A 22,607-nucleotide genomic window follows, 5' to 3' on the forward strand; every position below is an offset into this window, starting at 1 on the left:
ACTGCAAGAAAGGAAATAGGTTATGACAGTTGTAATTAAAGACAAGAATAAAAAACGTGAACGACGAATGGAATTTGATAGAGAAAGATTGATTTCATTTATTAAACGTGGATTCGAAAATATTGAGGTTAATCCAACCACAAAAGAGAGTTACATTTCTAAAGTGGTCCGGACAATCGAGAGAAGAGAAGAAATCGAATCAAAAGATATTACGAAAATTCTCATTCAAAATGCTTTGGTTCTTACAAATGACATTAAGAATGATTCTGGATACGTGTCGCCTGATTACCTTGTAAACACTAACTGGAATAGATTTGCCCGTTATGTAAAGCTCCAAGAGTTATATAAAAGAGCTTCTAAAAATAGATCTTATGATTCAAAAGAGAAGTATGGTGATTTCTATGGTCTTATCGTGACTCTCACCGAAAAAGGCTTGTATACTCCCGATATTCTTGCTAATTACACGCGAGAAGAATTAGTTAAGGCCGGAAATTCAATTGTTCCCGAACGTGATGAATTATTTGATTTTGCAGGGCTTCATTCACTATCTGGTCGCTATTGTGTTAAAGACTTTGACAAATCAGTTTATGAATTGCCACAAGAAAGATTTATGATTGCTGCCCTTCACCTGATGATGCCAGAGGAAAAAGACCGAGTGGAGAAAGCAATTGAACTATACTGGGCGCTTTCTAACCTTTACCTTACACTTGCTACTCCAACTTTAATGAATGCTGGCCGTGTTACCGGTGGTTTATCAAGTTGTTTTGTTCTAACAACTGAAGACTCACTTCGTGGAATTTTTGATGATAACACTGATGTTTCTACGTTCTCTAAAAATGGTGCCGGTATTGGTATTTATTTTGGAAAATTACGAGCAACTGGATCAGATATTCGAGGACATAAAGGCGCTGCCAGTGGAATACTAGGATGGATTAAACAACTTGATAACACGGCCGTTTCCGTTGATCAGTTAGGACAAAGACCTGGAGCCGTTGCTGTGTATCTAGATATATGGCACAAAGATATTGAAGACTTCATAGATCTTCGTCTCAATACTGGTGATAAATCAAAACGAGCTTACAACGTTTTCACTGGTCTTTGTATTCCGGATGAATTTATGAGACAAGTTGAAAAACGTGGTGACTTCTATCTTTTTGATCCTCATGAGATCAAACAAAAGATGGGATTCAGTCTTGAAGACTTCTACGATAAGAAAAAACTTGGTGAAAAAGAAACACCAAATCCAATTGATCATGCTTGGACTTACCACTATTACTTATGCGTTGATAATAACAATTTAGATAAGAGACGTGTACCAGCAATTGAATTGAAAAAGAGATACATGAAGGCTCAATTAGAAACTGGAATTCCATATATGTTTTATCGTGACACGGTTAACCGTAATAATCCAAACTCTCATTCAGGAATGATCTATTCTTCTAACTTGTGTTCTGAAATCGCTCAAAATATGTCACCTTCGTTTGTAACTCAAGAGACGATTAATTGGGAAACAGGAGAAGTAATCATTCATAAACAAATTGGTGATCTAGTAACATGCAACCTCAGTTCCTTGGTTGTTAATAGAACAGAAAAAGATGGAGTAACAGAGAGAGTTATCAAAATTCAAATGAGAGCCCTTGATAACGTTATTTCTCTCTTAAAGGTCCCTGTTCCTCAAGCTCAATACACAAATATGAAGTATCGTGCTGTTGGGGCAGGAGAACAAGGTATTGCTGCTTTATTAGCTCAAGAAGGAATCATGTGGGATTCAGAACAGGCTATTGAATATATCTCCAAACTTGAAGAAAAAATCATGTTGAATTGCATTAAAGCTTCAGCTTTATTAGGAAAAGAAAAAGGTAGCTATCCTGTTTTTGAAGGTTCGAAATGGCAAACTGGAGAATGGTTTGAAGAACGTGATTTAAACTCTCCCGAGTGGTTGGAAGTTAAAGAATTGGCTTCTAAGTACATGAGAAATGGATACCTAAGAGCTATTGCCCCGACTGGTGGAACATCAGTTATTGCTGGATCAACTCCAGGAATCGACCCAATCTTTGATGTTATCTACTTTGAACGAAAAAAAGACTTCCACCTTCCTATTTTGGTTCCGGAATTAAATCAAAAAACATGGTTCTTCTACAAACCAACTATGAAAATGGAATACGAAAATGAAAAACAATTAGCTCACCTTTGGGCTATTAAACACAACGCTGCTCGTCAAAAGTTTGTAGACCAAGCTATTTCTCATAACTTCTATATTCCTCAGGACATTAAGGCTAAGAATTTCTATAAGCTTCATATGGAAAACTGGAAAGCCGGTGTGAAAACTTCTTACTACACTCGATCTTGGGATCAAAAACATGAAAGTTCATGCCTGGCATGTTCAGCTTAATATATTAAAGAAGTGGGGGCGAAAGCTCCCTTTTTTGATTTACGTTTTTAATACTCCAGATATAAATATTAAGAGATTTTTATGAATACGGAGGAACGCTTATATGGAACAATTGACGAAACAAGTGAGAGTTTTTAACGAGAATTTACCTAACAAAGGCGAGAGAATGTTCGATGATGTAAGTGGTATTCTCTTCTGGGATGACATTATTAATCAAGTCTACTACGAACTTATTAAAGAAATGAGAGAAGTATTCTGGATTCCGGATGAAGTATCCATGAGTAAGGATAAAGTACAGTGGGCTACTGAAATGAACGAAATGGAACAAGAGTTGTTTTTAAATGCTATCGGAATTTTGGCTGTACTCGATTCTATTGCTACATATTTTGATAATGTTGCTGCATATTATATTAGAGATTCTGCAATTAAAGCCCTTATGGCTTTTGTAGCTGCAATGGAAACAATTCATAACGAATCTTACACATATATTCTAAGTTCGGTTAGCTCTAAAGCTGTCTCTTTAGATGTATTTGAACGACCAAAAAAGAACGAATTCATGATTAGAAGAAACAAGCTAATGATGGATCTGTTTGATGAGTTCATCCAAAATCCTACTCCGGAGACTTTTGCAAAAGGATTGGTTGCAATGAGTGGCCTAGAAGGTTTATGTTTCGTAAATGGATTTACACCGTTCTATCATTTTAATAGAAACGGAAAAATGTTTGGGACCGGAACTGTTATTCAGTATATTCAACGTGATGAAATGAAGCACTCTTACTTCCAAACAATCTTGGTACGTGACATTCTAACTCAATATCCTGAACTTAATACTGAAGAGTTTTCTGAGTTTGTATATGATTTCTTCACTAAACTTGTACAACTTGAAAGAGAGTTCTGTGAGGATCTTTATAAGAACACTCCTGATATTGATATTGTAGAAGTAAAAGAGTACATCGGGTACCGGGCGAATTTAATTCTAGACAACCTCGGACTCGACCAAATATTCGCAGCAAAGAAAAATCCTATGCCTTGGATAACAGCCTTCGATCCCGATAACTTGAATAACACAAAAAGAGATTTCTTTGAGGATAAAGAAGTAAACTATGGCAAAGCGAATGAGCAAAAGAATGATTGGGATGACCTATGATATGGGGTATCTTCCAATTATTCTTGCTTCAAATACGGGTAATACTAGAACCTTTATTTCGTTTATTCAAGAGCACACTAAAAGGGATCTTCAAGTCATTGAAGACTTTAACAATCCTTTCCCTAATAACAACCGTTTGGCTATTGGCTCATATACTTGGGGTAACGGAAAAATACCTAAGAGACTCAAAGAATATCTTATTGAAAACCATTTACAGCTTTATGGAAAAGAAATTTTTATATTTGGGAGTGGTAATTCAGTTTATCCTAAATTCTGTGGGGCAGTTGAAGGAATAAAGAAAATTTGTTTGGATTGTGGCGCTGATGTCATAGCTGCTTTTAAATTTGAACAGCGATTCAATCAACAAAAATTAACTGAACAAGAATTATATAATTTAATAGGCAGCATCAAATATTGGAGTCGTTAACGGCTCCTTTTTTATTTAATTTTTTATTGAAGTAATTTACGTTTTCATTCGGCCAGATAAAATAATAAAGATTTTCAGAAGGGAGAGCTAATTATGTTTATTATTCACCTTTTACTTTTACTTATTTATTTAGCCATTCCTAGTGTATTGATTCAGTTTGGCATATCACGAATCTTCAATTACGAGATTGATTTCTGGGGTCTTTACTTTATCTTTATTGCACTATATTTCTTAAGAAGTGTGTTTAAAGAATGACTAGAGGAAATATTATCTTTGTAAGAAGAAAAGGTATCCTTTCTAAACTGATTAGGTTATTTGATCATCGAGGAAAGTTTAGTCATGTGGCCATTACTGTATCTGATACTGAAATTCTTGAAGCCGATATAAATATTGTTTCAAGAGTTAAAAAGTTTAATTCCAAAGAATATTCTTATTATGAGATTCTTGATTTAGGATTGAGTTCAGAACAACAGGAAAAAGTTGTTGAGATTAGCAAAGCGTATATAGGCAAGAAATATGACTATGCACAAATTTTTGGTTATATCATTAAAAACCTATTCCACCTCAAAGGAAAGAATTTATTCAACAATCCCAACAATTTAATTTGCTCGGAGTTAGTGTTTAATGTTCTAGATCACCTTGGAATTACTAATGATCTTGGGATCACCGGTGAGGTAAGAGGAATTGATCTAACTCCAAATGAACTATATGATCTCCTCAAATATTTATCTAAAAGCATTGAAACGAGCCAAACCTAAAAAGTTTGGCTTTTTAAATACGAACATATGTACGTTATATTCCAGATATTGTATAATTTAAATGTAAGAGATAAATAACTTTAAGGAGAGAGACACAAATGCTCAACTACGCAACTTTAAAGCCAGGAGAATTGATTAATTTTAAGGAGGGCGAGGGCAGCACTTATGATCTTCTAAAGAAAGAAATCCAAGGAACTCTTGCTTTGACAAGCATTGAGGAGTTAGACGTGTGGTACGACGATGGATTTCTTTTAAAGGAAGAGCCCTCAATGCCATCCCTTATTATAAAAAACACCCCAAATCCATCTATCACCGATTGGGATGTAGTGATCTGTGGGAATATTATGTTTGCTTCAAGTAATGAAGACGGAGATACAATCAGTCTTACCGAGGAAGCCACAAAGATATTAAGCAAGTTTAAACTGGCTTTGTTAGGAACCAACCCTGTTTGGGTTTATCACAATTATGAAGTGAAACAGTCATAATTCAACTTTAATCGACTGATTTAACCTAAGAAAATAGCAATCTCTTGCTATGATTCTACCGACCCCATCTTATGAGAATCATAGCAGTGTATGTATGCTATATGGTTATGACAAAAATCTCGACATTATTCCGATGTCGGGGTTTTTAATTATAAAATACTTATTTTATAATTAAATGAACCAGAACCGAGAAAAAATGGTTTTATATGTTAAGGATAGTGAAAATTAAAGAGGGGAAAACACTTATGGAATCACCAAAAAAATGGTTTGTTTTTAAATATGAACATATAGATTACTTAGATAATATCGAGCTTTTAGAACCCGACAGTAATAAAGCACTTTTAGATGAATTAAAGCAATTATTTAAAAAAGAAGGTTGGGAGGGTGACGGGGAAATCGGGCAGATATGGCTACCTCCTTTTGTGTTACATAAAGCTAACAGTTATGGACATTGGGTTTATCATGTGAAACAACAGAATAATGGCACGTCATTTCTCGCTTCAAGATTATTCCTTCCATTTGGGGAATTACTAAAGCAGAATGCCTCTAAACAAAATTTATCTATACCTGATGACGAAAAAGAGCCTGTGAATAACGAAGGACGCAACATAATTCAACACGAGGTGGATTCTTTCAAGAAAGATCTCTTCTCTTACAAAGATAATATTGAAAAAGAATTAAAAGCAATTGATGAAATCTCAAACCAAAAAATAAAAGAAGAAATTGAAGAAAAAATACTCGGATACAATCAATGTATGTTAATTCAACTTTTGAATGACTTTATGGACAACTGCTACTTACAACTGTTAATTGAAGTATTAGAGAACGGTAATATAAGCAAACTGAAGCTATCAAAGAAAAATGTTAAATTAGATCTGAATAAAATGGATGGAGATGATTGGCTAACAATCGCTAACATTATTAGTGATGTCTATGATGATTATAGACGAACTGGTTTTACAGATAAATTATCCAGACTAACAAAACCTTTAGATTATGAAATGAGTAAACAAGATAAAGAGTTAAGGCACGAAATAATAAAGCATGTAATCATTAGGAATTGTATTCAACATCATAATTGGAATTTAGACAGGGATTCATTAAATTATAGCTTGCCAAACGCAGATTCAATTGAAGTAATGAGTGATGAGAATTCAACAATAGAAATAAATAAGTATAAACGTATTAAACTTTCCAAAACAGAATTATATGAAATTATAGACAAACTCAATTCATTTGCTGAAACATTATCATCACGTGTCGGTGAAAAGATTAAAACCAGGTATAAACAAATTTAGGCGGCCATATATTGGTCGTCTTTTTTAATTTCAAAAATTTACGTTTCAGGTGATCCAGATATAATAACAAAAAATAAAGGAGCATTTGAAAATGAGCAGCAGATTAGTTAAATGCTATGGAACATGTGAACAAAAACATCCCCAATCTATTATGCAAAAATTCAAAAGCAAAAACTACTGCCCGGCATGTTATAAGAAAAAAGTTAAAGAGGTCGAAGATCGAGAAAACCTTTATAACAAGTGTAAAGAAGTCTTTGGTATCTCTTTTCCTACAGGTTTAATGCTTAGGCAGATCAAACAGTTTAAAGAGGAACGAGGATACACTTACAAGAATATAGGTTTCGCTCTTGATTACATAGTAAGAATCAAAAAAATACAATTGGAATTAAAGTATGGTTTGGCTCTTATCCCCCACTATTATGATGAAATGATTGACTACTATAAGGATCTCAAAAGAAGAAGAGAGAATATGGTGGTTAAAAAAATAGAAACCCAAAAGGTTCAAATAAAGCCACCCTCCCTGTCTCAAAACAGATATAGAGACAAGAAATTAATAAACATGGAGGATTTATTGAAATGACAGAAGTTAACTCAGCTACTACTGATAATGTAATGAAAGCTTTAAACCCTACTCGTGCAGTCTATTCTGTTATAGGCTCACTTTGTAAAAACCCTCATCTTTTAAGAGATTCGGAGATTATCATTACAGAAAAAGACTTTGCTCATGAATTTCATCAAATTGTGTTTTCTTCAATATATAATATCGCTTACTCAAATTATGAAGTCACTAAGATTGATGAAATTGACCTCGATAATTACCTAGCTTCTTTTCCTCAGCACTATAAGATCTGGGAAAAAAATGATGGTTTATCTTATATAAGAAAATCAATAGCTCATGCAAATGAAAATACCTTTAAAAGCAGCTATGATCGACTGAAAAAGATTTCTTTATTAAGACACTACGTATTAAATGGAATTGATGTGTCAGATCTTTATGATTGGAAGTCTACTGACTTAAAGGTTCGGAATGATGGAATGAAAAAAATAGACAGCATGACTGTTAATGAAATAATCGACCATTACACAATTAAGTTGACTAAGATTAAAGATGAATTTAATATCGGCCAAGAGACAAAAAGCTTTATGGCTGGTGATGACTTGGATACTCTTCTGGATGAGTTAGACGAAGATCCTGAGTACGGAAACCCATTCACGAACAAGTTCTATAACACAATATTCCGTGGAAAACGGAAAACAAAGCTTATGCTGCGTTCAGCTGGTACGGGGACGGGGAAAACTCGTCAAGCATTAGCTGATATGTGTAATGCTTCGTGTGACGAAATTTTTGATATTGACCAAAACAAATATGTAAGCAATGGTCCATCAATCCCTACCCTATTCATATCAACGGAGCTTGTAAAAAGAGAAGTTCAAACAATTATGCTTGCTTTCATTTCTGGAGTCGATGAAGACGTAATCAAAGATGGCAAGTATTCTGAAGTAGTTTTAAGAAGGCTCAAAAAAGCAATCGAAATTTTAAAGAGGGCTCCTATCTTCTGCGAATATGTAAATGACTTCTCAATTTCAGATATTGAAACAATTATTGAACGACATATTATTGAAAACAATATTCAAGAGTGTGCCTTCGACTATATTCAAATGACCCCGAAACTCTCCAGAACAATGGCAAGTGCGTTTGGGAATCATCTTCGGGAAGACCAGATTCTTCATCAGTTTTCATCATCATTAAAGATTCTTGCTGAGAAGTACGATATTTTTATTGCTTCTTCGACTCAGTTAAATAGAGGTTCTAAGGATATTGAAAATAGAGACCCTTCAGCCCTTCGTGGTGGACAAGCCACAGCAGATAAAGTTGACTTTGGCATACTTACATTTAGGGCGGGAGCTTCAGATCATCATAATCTAAAGCACATTTTGCAAACCGGTTTTACTAACAAAAAACCAAACTACTCTCATTGGGTTTATAAAAATCGTGGGGGAAAGTACAGTAACGTAATTATCTGGACTTACATGAATTTAGGAACTATGAGAGAAGAGCCATTATTCGTTACAGACTACGATTTTAATTTGCTAGATGTTCACCCAATGGATATTGAATATGCTATCGAAGCAACTGAAGATTCGGCTGAAGAAGTGCCCGTTTTTTAAGAGAAGATAATTCTTCTCTTTTTTACGTTTTTATTTAGTCAGATAAAATAACTTAAACAGGGTTAAGAGGTGAATTGGTTTGGATGCCAACGAAGTAAAACAATCCTTGAGTGAAAATGACATATTCACCTTACTTCAAGAGTTAGGAGCCCAACCAAAATTAAAAGGTTCAAATATTATATGCAAAACGATCTGTCATAACGGTCATAGTCATAAGCTTACCTACTATTCTAACTCTCATTCATTTTATTGCTTTACGGAATGCGGCCACATGGACCTGTACGGATTAATAGGGAAAATAAAAGGGTTAACTTTTTTTGAGTCATTTAAATTTGTTTGTCAGAGATTTGGATTATCATACGGAAATTCAAAATATGGCTCTGATAAAGTGGATATCTCTTTTTTTGAAAAGTTTGAGCCAAAAGATATGGCAGCAGAAATTAAGCTGTTAGATAAGAAAATCCTTGATTCTTATTATGACTACTATCATAAGTCTTGGATAGAAGACAACATTTCTCCAAAGACAATGAAGAAGTTTAATATTAAGTACTCAGTTTTAGATAACCAAATAATCATACCTCACTATGATCTTAAAGGAAATCTTGTTGGGGTCCGAGCCCGGAACTTAAATCAGGAATTAGTGAACTCCGGAAAAAAATATATGCCCGTATTTTACAAAAATCGTTTTTTAAAGCACCCCACCGGCGCCTGCCTTTATGGATTAAATTTTAACCTAGAACAAATAACAGATTACGGAGCAATCATCTTGTGTGAATCTGAAAAGTCAGTCATGCAGATAGATACTATGTTTCCTGATATGTCTATTGCTGTAGCTTTAAGTGGGTCAACTCTCACTGATACTCAGTTAGAAATAATAAATGACTTAGGCATCGAACGAGTCATAATTGCACTAGATAAAGAATTCACAGAAGTCGGGAGTATCGAAGAAAAATACTACATAGAGAAAATCAATAGTGTTTTTATTAATAAGCTTGGTTCCAGGTTCGAAACAAGTGTGATGTGGGATGTTGAAGGTCTTCTCGATTTAAAAGACAGCCCTTCAGATAAAGGCCCAGAAACTTTCATGAAATTATTCCATAACCGAATCCTAGTAGCTTGATTTACGTTTTAAAAACCCCAGATATAATAACGAAGATTCAACTACTAGGAGGAAAAATTTATGAGAAGTGTTATAAAAATAGAGATCGATCGTCCTTTAAACAGTGAGGAAATTAAATATGTAAATAAATTATCAGCTGAAGAAAAGGAAGAACAAATCAAAAGAATGAATTATGCAATCAAAGATATGTTAGAGTTAGAAGGCATCCACCCTCAATTCCTGAGAATCACTAATAAAATTGTTGGTGAATCCAATGAAGATTAAACAAATCAGTTCTTACAATGGAGACATCATCGACACCATATTGAAGAATAGAAATATTAAGGATATTGATACATTCCTTAATCCTAACAGCAGCGAGGATCTTAATCCTTTTGATCTTCATAATATTGAACTAGGCGCGAATGTACTTCTTGCTCATTTGCTTATAAACGACCACATCGGTATTTTAGTTGATGCTGACGCTGATGGATTCTCGTCTGCATCAATAATCTATCAATATATAAAAAAAATCGAACCAGATTCGCATGTTTCATATTTTCTTCATGATCGAAAAGCTCATGGATTAACCGATGAAATTTCTCAAAAGATTGCTGACTCATCAATAGATTTAATTATTATTCCTGATGCAGCGTCTAATGATGTTGATGAACTTCAAAGGCTTTATTACATGGGAATTGACATTATCGTCCTAGATCACCATGAAGTAGATAAGATGCCGACGCACGGAATTTTAATTAATAACCAATTAGACGAGAATAAAAGCACTAATAAGAATTTAGTTGGTGCAGGTATGGCCTATAAGTTTTGCCAGGCCTTAGATAGGATTTTAGATACTCATTATGCAGATGATCTACTCGACTTAGTTGCTATCGGTCAAATTGGAGATACTTCAGATATAAGTGAAAATGAGGTCAGAAATCTAGTCTTCCGTGGTCTTGAGACAATCAATAATCCTCTGGTTAAAGTTGCTGTAATGGATGTTTTCGGAAGCCTAGAAGGCATTGCACCAAAAGATCTCTCTTTCTCTATCATTCCAATGATTAATGCTGTTGTTCGTGTTGGGACTGAAGATGAAAAAGACCTGCTGTTCAGAGCCTTAAATAAGATCGGTGATGGACGAGTTTGGAATGTAGAGAAACGGAAGAAAAATAAAAAGACCGGAAAATTCGATAAGATATTAGTTGAGCAAGATCTATATGAATATGCCTTTGATATGATGAAAAAAGTTAAGGGCCGTCAGAACTCAATGATTAAAAAGTCTTTAGAAAAACTTAGAAGCAGTACATACAATGAAGGTGGAATTTCAATTGCTTTACTTGATTCTTCCGATGAAGCTGCGATTACCGGTTTAGTCGCTAATAAAGTTGCGAAAAAATATCAGAAGCCGGCTTTAGTGCTCTATTATAAAGATAAGAAATATATTGGATCGGGACGTGGAAATGAAAAAGTTTTGTCTTCTCTTAAAGACTGGTGCAATGAAACTGGCTTAGTTGAGTTTGCTCAAGGACATGCCAATGCTTTTGGTATTTCTATCCCTGAAGATAACTTTGAGGAGTTCAAAAAAAGAACACATGAAGTTGAGCAGAATGAGTTTGTTTATGAGGTTGACCTCATAGTAAAGGAAAACGTTGATCGGTCTCTAATTGAAGATGTTACTGATAATAAACACTTATTTGGTGGGAAAGTTCAAGAACCCCTACTGGCCTTTGTCGGAATTAAAATTAATAAGAACTTTATCCGTCAAAAAGGTTCCATGTTAACCTTTTATGAGAATGGTGTTGAGTTTGTTATGTACGGAGCACCCGAAGGATTATATGAGAGTCTTAAAAATAATTTCGACAGGCAAATCACGATGGATTTCGTTGGTACCCCATCTGTGAACGTTTATGGTAATAAACGAACTCTTCAATTAGTATTGGTTGACTGTGAAAGAAATGAATCTGGCCAATATGATTTTATTATTGAGGTACCTGACGAAATTACCGCAGAAACTATTATTTTTTAGGTACAACAGTTATGACAGTCACAACATCAGCCATAACAGTTACAGCAGTAGTTGTAATTGTTATGGCTATCTTTATTTACCGAACTGCCACCATTTTTTCTTCTTGTTGTTTTCTAAGATCAATTGTTTTAATTCCTGGGTTTCTCTAATTGACTGCAGTAATAACTTGTCTCTATCTGTAGAGCCACTTTCTAAAAGCTTTTGAGTTTGATTTTGGCTTTCTAACAGCTGGTCTATTTGTTTCTGTTGGTTTTTTATAATTTCATGCATTTGTTCCATTGTTTCTTTCATAACTGTTATATCCACCGGTGGTTCTTCAAATTCAGTGGCGGCAGCCGACTCTTTCCACACAGTTACATCAGTTATAGAAGATATAACTGTCTTAACAGCGTCTACAACTTTTATTCCTTTTTCGTTTTTAATCTGAATCAGTCGCTTAAAAATCTCCAAATCTCTCTCTGAGAAGATTACTTTTCCTGTGCGACTTCTCGTAAATCTGTATCCGTTCTCTTCTATCAAGAGATAGTACTTCTTAATAGTTGATGGAGATAACCCAAGTTCTCGGGCTACATCATCGACACCAGCGAAAACATTCATAACAGTTATAACCTCCGATTATAGTAGTCATAACAATCATATCATAGACAAAATAGCTTTTTAGAAAAAACGTAATAAAAGTTTCGACATTAATTTACGTTTTCGAATCACCAGATATAAATAAAGAGAAAACACCATATTTAAATCGGAGGAATAATTATGACTCAAACTACTAAATCATTATCTCCAGGCAAAAAACAACATGTTTATATTGCTGCGCCATTTTTCAAGCCAGATCAAATCACTCGTGTTGCTTTGGTCGAGACATTACTTGAAAAACATGGATTAACTTACTTTTCACCAAGAAAACAATCAGCAATCGGCCCAATATCATCGCCGGAGGTTCGCAAAAAGTCTTTTGATATGAATGTAAGAGGAATTGAAGAATCAGAGCTTGTTATTGCCATCACTGATGATAAAGATATGGGAACCATTTTTGAAGCCGGACATGCTTATGCATCGGGTGTACCAGTAATTTATGTGGCCTTCACACTCGGTAAAGATGGAATGTTCAACTTAATGCTAGCTGAGTCCGGAAAAGCTGCATGTAAAACGGTTGAGGAATTGGAAGCTGCCATACTTGGTCAAGAAATCTATTATGAAGGTTTAATTGAATAATTTATTTAATAAATTCAATAATCAATATCAAAAGATAGCTGATTAAATAATTTTTTATTGGTTTTATTCAATAATCACCTATCAGTACATATGGAGGAACCAATCATGAAAGTAATTAAATTTAAACAAAATGCTTGCCGTCCTTGTCAGATGCTTGAGAACTTCCATACTTTTGAGCTAGGAGTCGAGCCAGATATAACTTATAACCTTTCAAATGGTGATGATGAATCAATAAATGCTGCTATGAAGTTTGGTATTATGGCAGCCCCAGTCTTGGTACTTGTTGATGATGATGAAAATGAGATTGAAAGAATCGTTGGATTTGACGGTAAACAAGATTTGATTCGAGATATGTTCTTAAAAGCAGGAAAAATCGAGGGATAACTTCCCTCGTAACTTTTATAACAGATATAACTTAACTCAATTACTCACAAAAAGGAGACACAACAGTTATGACTTACTATAACCGTGGAAAAGTACGGACTTTAGGAGATACACAAATCTTAGGACTTGGAGAGATTATCCGATACAATAATCGGCCGAAAATCAAACACGAAAATGTTGCTGAACATACGTTTTACGTTATTACAACGGTCCTGAAGATCTGTCAGATGTACAACATTGATGATTATATTAAACTCAAGGCTTTAGAGTTCGCTGCTGTTCATGATATTCCAGAGATTTTCTTAGGAGATGTACCATACGATACGAAAGTAGACAATCCAGACTTAACAGAAATCCTTGAACAAGCAGAAGTTGCTAGCTTAAAAAAGAATATGCCTGAGTACGCTGAGGCTTATGAACAATTCCTCAAAGAAGAAAAAGAGGGGACGATTGCTTATCTAATCGTTAAACTTGCTGATACGGTTTCTGTACTTCAATATTCCAATAGCGAAATCGAACTTGGAAATAAAACAAAACAAATGAAAAGTATTAATGATGGGGCGCAAGAGCGTGTTTTAAACTTAATTGAGAAGTTGGAAAAAGAAATTGAGAGTAAATTTGAAGATTGATACTGTAGTATTTTAAAAGAGAAGTCGATTTTTTCGGCTTCTTTTTTAATTTTTTTCCCTTCAAAGATTACAAAATGATTTTTTCTATATATAATACACATGTATGAAAGATAAAATCTTTCTTACACAGAGGATCGAAGCATTTTACACAAACGTACAAGCTACGAATCTCGTAATTTTCGTCACAAGTCAGTCTATATATTGTAATTCGCAGGATTTTCATTTAAAGTAATAAGTACGTAATAGATGAAGCTTTTGTAAGGGAATCGGTTCACCTCCATGTCTGGCAAAAAGGGGGTGATAATATGTCAATAGATACCCTTCACATGATTGCTTCGTTAGCTAATATTGCAAGTTCGGTTGCATCTATAGTGGGTGTTTCTTATACAATTTACACTATGAAAAAAAGTAGGCATGCCAAGATGTGAGAGTCTGGGGCGTACCTACTCATAGAAAAAGACTGTGGTAAAACCCACTCCCTTGCAGGAGCTAGTCTATTACCAGATCGAAGATGCGGCAACATCTTCGGTCTTTTTTATTTAATTTTATTCGTTTACGAATCTTTTATACATTCGATAACGAATAAACACCAAAACAACCAGTGCAACAGTGTAAGATTATCATGTAACATAATCACGTAATATTACTACGTAATATATACTTAATATATAGTGATTGTATCAACAAAGTTTTAGTGTGTCCAGTATGGATCACATAGAGGTAGTGAAAAATTTGTACGCTCACGTAAATATTTTTGTGTTTTATTATTTCGTTAATTTTGTGTCTCAGAAAAATAACAAAAACAGAAACAGTTACGTATAGACATCCTTGTCTTTAAATTTCTTGCCACCACTGTATGCTTTCAGTATATGAAGAATATACGAGGAAGTGACTCGATAGACTCTATAATAAAAACACTATTTTATGTTAAAATTATTCTGCTATGGATACGGAAAAATTATCAAATTCAATGATCAGGTTGTTTAATGAAAACGGCAATATTCCTATGAACCAATATGAAGCTTTAACAGCCACAAACATACTTGGAAGGAGTGCAAGGTCTGGAGATTATAAGTACATTGCTTTTATATGTCCTGGCTTGAAAGGCTTCTTTAATTGGCACTCTCATGTTAGGCATGGAGTAAAAGCAACGGTAGTTAAAGCTGGACAAGCTAAAATAGTCTACAAAGAAGGCTTGGAAGTTATAGATGAACTTGTTTTGAAATATTATGATTCAGAAGTTGATGTTTCAGCTATCGAACCACCTAACTCAGCCTACTATGCTGAACAATGCATAAATTATGTTTGTAAGGCCCTTATAGAGCTACAGAGATCCGATTTGATTAAATATATATATTCATCAGAAGTTATCTCTGACGAGCCCGAAAATGATGATTATGGGGGTCTCCAATGGATATATATTTTTAGACACCCTAAAGTTAGAAATGAACTCAAAATTGGTATGACTACCCGGCCTTGGCAAGAACGTTATGCTGAAGCAAACATGAATACATATACCTCAAGAGACTTGGAAGTCGTCGCTACTTTCCCTTGTAAGGATGGTAAAGCAGTTGAAAGATTGATTCACTCTCAATTTGAAGAATACAGACTTCCACCAAAGACTGGCCAAACTAAGCAACCAGAGTGGTTTGAGTTCCCTGAAGACAAAGTTGATGAAGTAATCACTCGAATTGAAAAGTTTATGAAATCAATAGATTTGTTAGCTATATAAAAGGTTGGAGATTTGTCTCCAGCCTTTTTTGTTTTTTATAAAGCAGATATAAAAGTTATGTCGGATATAAAAGTTATGCCAATAAAGACTGCTATAGTAGTCTTTTTTATATTTCAATTTACGTTTTCGAATCACCAGATATAAATACAAAGTAAAGCAAAGAGATTAAAGAAATCGGAGGATATAACAATTATGACTAACTCAACTACTTGTGTTGTCGCGCCGACTCCTGAATTTGTTAAGCCAAAAATCATCATCCTTGAAGGTGTTGATCGTTCGGGAAAATCAACTTTACAACATGCTATAAATAAAGCCACTTGCTACAAACATATTGTAGTCGATAGGGGACCGATTGGTTTTAAAACATACTGTGACCTGTTTAGTCGGGATCCTCAATTATGGGATAACTATGATGATTTAGAAAAACACCTAGCTAAGATGGAAGACGTACTCGTAATTTACCTTGATTGTGACACAAAAGTCCTGATAGATCGATGCATTCAGACCGGCCACGAAATTCTTGATTATACTTTGCATAAGCATTTTTATAAATTTTATTTTGATAAGTCCCCAATGAAGAAGATCATTGTAGACACAACATATAAGACTCCTGAGGAAATTGCCAACGATCTTGTCAAGGAGGGAGTCCTTTAATGAAAAAGGTTGTAATTTACTGCGATGGCGCAGCAAGAAATAACGGAAAAGATAACAATGTCGGAGGTTTTGGAGCAGTTCTTCGATATGGTGACCACGTTAAAACCATTAAGGCTGGCTTTAGAAACGTGACTAATAACATGATGGAAATTCGTGCAGCTATTGAAGCCCTTAAACAATTAAAAACAACTAATATCCCTGTAGAAATCAATACTGATTCTGCATATCTGTGCAACTGTATGAACCAAGGTTGGTATAAGAAATGGATGAATAACGGATGGGTTACAGCTGGTAAAAAGCCGGTGGAGAATCGCCAGTTATGGATTGAATTAATTGAACTGGTCGAACAATTCCCGTTTATCACTTTTAACAAAGTTAAAGGCCATTCAGGAATCCCGGATAATGAACTTGCTGATAGATTAGCAAATGAGGCAATGGATGAACTTACAAGAGGTGCTGCCGTATGAATGAATCAGTCTTCATTATTGTTTATGAGCACGAAGATGAATTCGGATTTAAAGAATCAAGGATGGAAACTTTCCGAAGTCAAGAGTCCGCCTTATCTTTCGTCGCAGGGTTTGCAACATCACATGATGATAAAAAACTGGTGAGTGCGTTCTCAGTTAATAAAGAAGGATTACTTACAAAGTACGAGGTTGTTTTTGAGGGGAAATTAAAATTTATTGAAAAAAATCAATAAAAAATTATTAAATCGATTTACGTTTTCATACTTTTAGATATAAATATATTGTAATTTTTATTGAAAAAAATATTGAAAAATCGGAGGAATTAAACTATGCCTAAAAACAATAACCTTGAGCCTGTTAAATTGCCTATGCCAATTCGCTTTGGTGAAAAGCCTGATTTTGAATTCAAAAATGATTTAGAGAATATTAAAGTTACTCTTGTTGATTATACTCCTTGGGAAAGCATCATTCATTACCTCCCTGGATATGTGAATGCTACCTGGGCTGATGAACCTGAAGAAACATATAGCATGGCACAGGTGGTTGATGATATTGAAAAAGCCTTCACCTTTAAAACGCTACCTTCAATACTTGAAACGATTCGTTTAACATTCCGAATTGAAGGAATTTCAGTCCAAGACGTAACCCATTTAATTCGTCATAGAACATTTTCGTTCTCGGCTCAATGTACAGGGGATCGTTGGTTATCTCATACAACTGCAGTTATTCCTGAGTCTATTGAAAATTCCCCTGAGTTTTTAGAAAGATACAAAGATCTTACTCGTCAATGTCGTGAGCTTTATGCTGAAATGATTGATTCTAGGAAGATTTCAATTATGGATGCTCGACTTATTCTGAATAAAAACCATGATAACTTTTATTATGCTTCAATGAATGTTAAAGATTTATTGGCATTCTGCAAGCAGCGTATTGATCGCCAGATTCAACCGAAGTCAGATAACATTATTGCATATCAAATGTATCTTGAGCTGTGTCGGGCATATCCTATTGCTCATTTAGATCTGATCGACTTTGAAATGCCAAGTTTCCATTACATCAAGAATGCTCGAAATGGACATGCCACAAACCTGTACTTCCCAGAAGAAAACTCAGATAAATTCGAATGGAATGAAAAAGACTTTATTTATCAAGACTACCGTGAAAATATTAATGGAACCAACCCTCCAGAAGGGCCAACTAAGTTTCAAAAAATGTTCCAAGAATATAAAAATCAACTTGAAGAATGGAAAATTGCCTCAAAACAGTATATGGATCACCTTGCAGGCCGAGGAGAAGATGAGTAATGTTACAATTTCCTCGAATCCCATCTGTAGGCGAACTTGAATATTTAAAAGAAAATGATGAAATGATCTTGTATGAATCCTTCACGATGATTAATCCTCAGACCAGGAATACCTTTCCTGACTCTGATGAACCTTATTATACTTCACTCGAAATGCAACTAAGACACTTACTTTACAAGTATGATAAAGGGTGGATCTCAAGTGAAAGACAAGTTATGTTATCAAGTGACGAATGTATCTCAGCAGTTCATTTTATATTCGACAATGAGAAACGAGTAATTGGAATTAACGTTTTTCAAAGATCTTCTAACTTGTTTAATTTAGAAGATGACGTTCAATTCTTTAATTACTTCATTGATAAGTACTTAAAAGGGCATAAGAAGATTAAGCTGACATACTTTGTGTCGCAGCCACACATCTTTAAAAACAAAAATAAAAAAATAGAAGATTAACAAATAGCCACTCATCTGAGTGGTTATTTTTTTTACATTTTTCAGTCATCCAATTTACGTTTTTGCCGGTCCAGATATAAATACTTTGTAATACAAAAGAAATGAGGTATTAACAATGGCTCGACTACTACGAAGTATCAATAGAAGTATAGAAAAGTATAAGAAAAAACCTTTCTTAACTCATTCACACACTGATGCATCAAATTTTCGACTAAGAGATGCGATTAATAAACCAGAAGAATTGATTGATTACTGCCATGAGATTGGATTGAGTGGAGTAGTCATAACAGATCACGAAACTTTATCATCCCATGTAAAAGCTCATAAGTATGTTGAAGAGAATAAAGAGCGTCTTGGAGATTTTAAACTAGGGTTCGGCAATGAAATTTACCTGGTTGATAAAGAAGATACCATGGAGAAAAAATCATTAAACCAAAAGATTAGTTTTCACCACTTTATATTAATCGCCAAGTCACAAAAAGGATATGAAGGTCTGAAAAAACTTAGCTCTAAAGCTTGGTACAACTCTTTCTTCTACCGTGGAATGGAACGTGTTCCTACGTACAAAGATGAATTAATGTCTTTAATGCAGGAGTACCAAGGGGAAATTATTGCTTGTACAGCTTGTGTTGGTGGAGAACTTCCTCAGTCTCTAATTTCATATCATGATAATCCTACTCCTGAAAATAAAAAACGAGTACATGATTTCATTGTTTGGTTAAAAGGTGTTTTTGGAGAAGATCTTTATTTTGAACTGCAGCCATCAAAAAACCGTGACCAATTAGTAGCTAATGAAATGATGCTAAAAGTGTCGGAAGCTTACAACGTTAAATGTATTGTCTCTACTGATGCCCATTATCTAAATAAAAAATATGCTCCGGCACATAAAATATACCTTACAGCATCAGAAGGGGAGAGAGAAGTTGATGAATTTTACGCCACAACTTACGTTATGGGATATGAAGAATTGCTTGAGTACTTTGACGAGGAACTATTAGATGTTCTTGTTGATAATACGAATGAGATAAGATCCAAACTTGGAACAATTACATTTGCCCAAGAAACTAAAGTTCCGAAAGCTCATATTCCGAAATATGAAATGAGCCAACTATTTGTTCCTCACTATATGGAATACGAATACATTAGAAAATATGCTGAAAGCAGATACGACATCGATCGTTATTATCTTCATTTAATTGCCGAAGGTATGGTTGCGAAGAAACAAGATCTGAATAAAGAGAACCTTTCAAGAATAAATACTGAGCTTGATGAGCTTTACCATATTACTGAAAATCTTGGTCAGCCACTATCATCTTATTTTGTCCTTTCAAAAGATGTGGTTGATTTGATGTGGCAAGTCTCGCTAGTTGGTGTGAGTCGTGGATCTGCATGCTGCTTTTATCTGAATTACCTTTTAGACATTGTCCAGCTGAATCCAATTAAATTTAATCTTCCTCATTGGAGGTTCTTATCAAAAGAACGGCCGGAATTACCTGATATTGATTTGGATTCTGAAGGATCAAAGCGTCATGAAATTATTCAAATCACAAAGGATCACTATGGAGAAGAGAACGTCTTGAACATGGGAACTTTTACAACAGAAGGTACTCGTTCAACTGTTTTAACTTCTTGCCGCGGATTAGGAATTGATAAAGATATTGCTCATAATATTGCTAACCTAATTCCTACTCGTAAGGGTGGCATCTGGAGCTTACACGAGTGTTTTTACGGAAACCCAAAAGAGGGAACCAAACCAGCAAAAGAATTTTGCCGTGAAGTTGATAAATACGAAGGTTTAAAAGAAGCAATGCTCTCTATTGAAGGATTAATTTCTGGACGTGGCCAACATGCTTCAGGAGTTATTATTTTCCCTGATGGATATATAAAACAAAATGCCATGATGAAAACAACTTCTGGGCTGCCTATCACTCAGTTTGATGCAGAAGACAGTATCTATATGGGTGGGCTCAAATTAGATTATCTGTCCATTAATGCTCTTGATAGAATTAGAACAGCTTTAGATCTTCTTCTGGAACATGGGAAAATTGAATGGCAAGGGTCATTGAGAGCAACTTACAATAAATATTTTCATCCAGACGTTCTTGAAATGGAATCACCAAAAATGTTCGATTTACTATTTAAAGGTCATGTTTTAAATGCTTTTCAATTTGAGACAGCTGTTGGTCAGCAGGCACTTACTAAAATTAATCCTCGATCCTTTGATGAGTTATGCGCTGGCAACTCTTTAATGAGATTGAGTACTGATGGAGAGCAGCCACTTGATAAATATGTTCGTTTCAAAAACAACATTCAAGATTGGTACGAAGAAATGAAAACAGCCGGTTTGAATGAAGAAGAAATTAAGATTCTTGAGGAACATTTACTTGATAGGTATGGCATTTGTGATACTCAAGAAGGGCTAATGTTGCTTGCTATGGATGAAAGAATTGCTGGGTTCAGCCTAACTCAAGCTAATAAATTCCGGAAAGCTGTTGCAAAGGCAAACCAAAAATTAATTGAAGATCAAAGAATTAAATTTTATGAAGGTGGAGAAAAAACTGGGGCTCGTAAAGTATTCCTGGACTATGTTTGGAATAAAGAACTTAAACCTCAGTTTGGATACTCTTTCTCATTACCTCACATTGCTGGGTACACAATGATCTTAATGATTGAAATGAATATCTGCCATAGATATGGAGCGATTTATTGGAAGACAGCTTGCTTATCAGTTAACGCGGGGATGATAGGTGAAACTGAGAAAGGCACAAAATACGGTGCAATTGCTAAAGCTGTTGGAGATATGAAAGGTGATATTTTAAACCCGGACATTAACCTTTCAAATAAAGAATTCACACCTTTAGAGGAAGAGAATAAGATCTTATTCGGTCTCAAGCCGATTGCCGGTTTAGGAACAGATGCAATAGAAAAAATCATTGAACATCGGCCTTATAAGAGCTTTGGGGACTTCTTTAAGAAGATAGTCGATCCTGGTCTAATTTCTGAAGCTAAAGTTGTTTCGTTAATAAAAGCTGGTTGCTTTGATTCTTTTTATCCAAACAGGCGACTCTTAATGATCGACTTTGTTAAGGCAATTACCCCTAAAAAAGAAAAGCTTACAATGGTCCAACTACCAACCATAATTCACTTAGCTGATAAGCAAAGATTTGGAACTGAGCTTGAAGTCTATAAGTTTAGAAATAAACTTTTTGGAAGAAATAAAGTCCCTATGACAAGAGAAATCGAACAAGAATTTATGGATTTCTTACAGGCGTACCCTTATCAAGTTGATTATGAATTTAAAGACGGAAAACTTTGTGTTGATCAGAAAACCTTCGATAAAGCTTACAAAGAGATTATCGAGCCATTAAGAATGTGGGTTACTTCTCCTGAAGCTGCTGAACAATTTAACAAGATTAAAATGAAAGAGTTCTGGGCCAAACACTGCCAAGGAACAATTGAAGCTTGGGAAATGGAAACATTACTATTCTACTCTAAAAAGCATGAGTTAGATTACATGCCATTACACAACTACTTTAATATTGCTAATTTTAACGATCTGCCGTCTAACCCAGTCATAACTGGATACAAAAAAAATAGAAGAGGAAATGATGTCCCTCAATACAAGATCGATGTTATTGCTGGAACTGTAGTTGAAAAAAACAAGCAGAAGTCTCTCGTCCATGTCCTAACTCAAGATGCTGGCGTTGTAACTGTAAGATATTCTAAAGGTCAGTTTGCTCACTATGATAAAAAGGTCGTTCGAGTGCATGGTAAAGAAAAAGAAGTCCTTGATCCATCTTGGTTCGAACGAGGAAGTAAACTTGTTCTGGTTGGCTTTAGGCGTGGAGAAGAATTCGTCCTTCGGACAAAAGGAACTCAATTTAAGCACAGCACAATGAAAATCAAAGGTTATGGCTCCGAGAAGTTATACCTTCAAATGGCTAAAGTCGCAGAGTAATCTGCGGC

22 protein-coding genes are annotated in these 22,607 nt (G+C 34.8%); 21 read left to right on the plus strand and 1 reads right to left on the minus strand.

Going from position 1 to position 22,607, the window contains the following annotated elements; translation table 11 throughout:
- Positions 1-22 precede the first annotated feature (22 nt).
- From QF06_RS20500 to QF06_RS20550, 11 genes are all read left to right on the plus strand, one after another.
- Positions 23-2,392, plus strand: coding sequence for a ribonucleoside-diphosphate reductase subunit alpha (locus QF06_RS20500; protein ID WP_013603309.1), 2,370 nt, complete (start codon positions 23-25; stop codon positions 2,390-2,392).
- Between the two features lie 103 nt (positions 2,393-2,495).
- Positions 2,496-3,539, plus strand: a complete 1,044-nt coding sequence (locus QF06_RS20505) for a ribonucleotide-diphosphate reductase subunit beta (RefSeq protein WP_043940311.1) — start codon at positions 2,496-2,498, stop codon at positions 3,537-3,539.
- Positions 3,496-3,966, plus strand: a complete 471-nt coding sequence (locus QF06_RS20510; protein WP_231573543.1) for a flavodoxin domain-containing protein — start codon at positions 3,496-3,498, stop codon at positions 3,964-3,966. The genes QF06_RS20505 and QF06_RS20510 overlap by 44 nt, the downstream gene beginning before the upstream one ends.
- Before the next feature lie 251 nt (positions 3,967-4,217).
- A complete protein-coding gene (locus QF06_RS20515) occupies positions 4,218-4,724 on the plus strand; it encodes a YiiX/YebB-like N1pC/P60 family cysteine hydrolase (RefSeq protein WP_043940313.1) in 507 nt (168 codons plus the stop codon).
- A 98-nt stretch (positions 4,725-4,822) separates the two neighbouring features.
- Entirely contained in the window at positions 4,823-5,209 is a 387-nt protein-coding gene (locus tag QF06_RS20520; RefSeq protein ID WP_043940314.1) for a DUF3846 domain-containing protein, read from the plus strand.
- A 245-nt stretch (positions 5,210-5,454) separates the two neighbouring features.
- Complete coding sequence (locus tag QF06_RS20525; protein WP_043940315.1) at positions 5,455-6,507, plus strand: hypothetical protein; 1,053 nt, start codon at positions 5,455-5,457, stop codon at positions 6,505-6,507.
- A 91-nt stretch (positions 6,508-6,598) separates the two neighbouring features.
- Entirely contained in the window at positions 6,599-7,087 is a 489-nt protein-coding gene (locus QF06_RS20530; protein WP_009968733.1) for a hypothetical protein, read from the plus strand.
- Positions 7,084-8,676 (plus strand): DnaB-like helicase C-terminal domain-containing protein, encoded by a 1,593-nt coding sequence (locus QF06_RS20535; protein ID WP_043940316.1) that lies wholly within the window; start codon positions 7,084-7,086, stop codon positions 8,674-8,676. The genes QF06_RS20530 and QF06_RS20535 overlap by 4 nt, the downstream gene beginning before the upstream one ends.
- Before the next feature lie 79 nt (positions 8,677-8,755).
- Entirely contained in the window at positions 8,756-9,796 is a 1,041-nt protein-coding gene (locus QF06_RS20540; protein WP_043940317.1) for a hypothetical protein, read from the plus strand.
- A gap of 60 nt (positions 9,797-9,856) precedes the next feature.
- A complete protein-coding gene (locus tag QF06_RS20545) occupies positions 9,857-10,060 on the plus strand; it encodes a hypothetical protein (protein ID WP_043940318.1) in 204 nt (67 codons plus the stop codon).
- Positions 10,050-11,804: a DHH family phosphoesterase gene (locus QF06_RS20550; protein WP_043940319.1), complete on the plus strand. Its 1,755-nt coding sequence runs from the start codon at positions 10,050-10,052 to the stop codon at positions 11,802-11,804. Before QF06_RS20545 ends, QF06_RS20550 begins: the two co-directional genes overlap by 11 nt.
- Positions 11,805-11,876: 72 nt before the next feature.
- Here the strand turns inward: QF06_RS20550 and QF06_RS20555 are convergent, their stop codons facing one another.
- Positions 11,877-12,401, minus strand: a complete 525-nt coding sequence (locus QF06_RS20555; RefSeq protein WP_013603319.1) for a DUF3967 domain-containing protein — start codon at positions 12,399-12,401, stop codon at positions 11,877-11,879.
- A gap of 159 nt (positions 12,402-12,560) precedes the next feature.
- Here QF06_RS20555 and QF06_RS20560 point away from each other — a divergent pair, with 159 nt between their 5' ends.
- The 10 genes from QF06_RS20560 to QF06_RS20605 all read left to right on the plus strand — a co-directional run bounded on the left by QF06_RS20560 (position 12,561) and on the right by QF06_RS20605 (position 22,599).
- Complete coding sequence (locus tag QF06_RS20560; protein ID WP_013603320.1) at positions 12,561-13,019, plus strand: nucleoside 2-deoxyribosyltransferase; 459 nt, start codon at positions 12,561-12,563, stop codon at positions 13,017-13,019.
- 105 nt (positions 13,020-13,124) lie between these two features.
- Positions 13,125-13,403: a thioredoxin family protein gene (locus tag QF06_RS20565; RefSeq protein ID WP_009968567.1), complete on the plus strand. Its 279-nt coding sequence runs from the start codon at positions 13,125-13,127 to the stop codon at positions 13,401-13,403.
- Positions 13,404-13,471: 68 nt separating this feature from the next.
- Complete coding sequence (locus QF06_RS20570; protein WP_043940320.1) at positions 13,472-14,032, plus strand: YfbR-like 5'-deoxynucleotidase; 561 nt, start codon at positions 13,472-13,474, stop codon at positions 14,030-14,032.
- A gap of 943 nt (positions 14,033-14,975) precedes the next feature.
- Positions 14,976-15,764, plus strand: a complete 789-nt coding sequence (locus QF06_RS21985) for a GIY-YIG nuclease family protein (RefSeq protein WP_109789047.1) — start codon at positions 14,976-14,978, stop codon at positions 15,762-15,764.
- A 192-nt stretch (positions 15,765-15,956) separates the two neighbouring features.
- Positions 15,957-16,418, plus strand: a complete 462-nt coding sequence (locus QF06_RS20580) for a hypothetical protein (protein WP_020846151.1) — start codon at positions 15,957-15,959, stop codon at positions 16,416-16,418.
- Positions 16,418-16,885 carry a ribonuclease H family protein gene (locus tag QF06_RS20585; RefSeq protein ID WP_020846152.1) on the plus strand — a complete coding sequence of 156 codons (468 nt, stop codon included), beginning with the start codon at positions 16,418-16,420 and terminating at the stop codon, positions 16,883-16,885. Before QF06_RS20580 ends, QF06_RS20585 begins: the two co-directional genes overlap by 1 nt.
- Positions 16,882-17,118, plus strand: coding sequence for a hypothetical protein (locus QF06_RS20590; RefSeq protein WP_009968562.1), 237 nt, complete (start codon positions 16,882-16,884; stop codon positions 17,116-17,118). Before QF06_RS20585 ends, QF06_RS20590 begins: the two co-directional genes overlap by 4 nt.
- A gap of 96 nt (positions 17,119-17,214) precedes the next feature.
- The gene (locus QF06_RS20720) at positions 17,215-18,189 is read left to right on the plus strand and encodes an FAD-dependent thymidylate synthase (protein ID WP_013603328.1); all 975 of its coding nucleotides are present in this window, start codon (positions 17,215-17,217) and stop codon (positions 18,187-18,189) included.
- Positions 18,189-18,641, plus strand: coding sequence for a hypothetical protein (locus QF06_RS20600; RefSeq protein WP_013603329.1), 453 nt, complete (start codon positions 18,189-18,191; stop codon positions 18,639-18,641). Before QF06_RS20720 ends, QF06_RS20600 begins: the two co-directional genes overlap by 1 nt.
- A gap of 115 nt (positions 18,642-18,756) precedes the next feature.
- A complete protein-coding gene (locus QF06_RS20605; RefSeq protein WP_052500198.1) occupies positions 18,757-22,599 on the plus strand; it encodes a PHP domain-containing protein in 3,843 nt (1,280 codons plus the stop codon).
- Positions 22,600-22,607: the final 8 nt, after the last annotated feature.

Source organism: Bacillus sp. YP1 (assembly GCF_000877815.1).
GTDB lineage: Bacteria > Bacillota > Bacilli > Bacillales > Bacillaceae > Bacillus > Bacillus subtilis.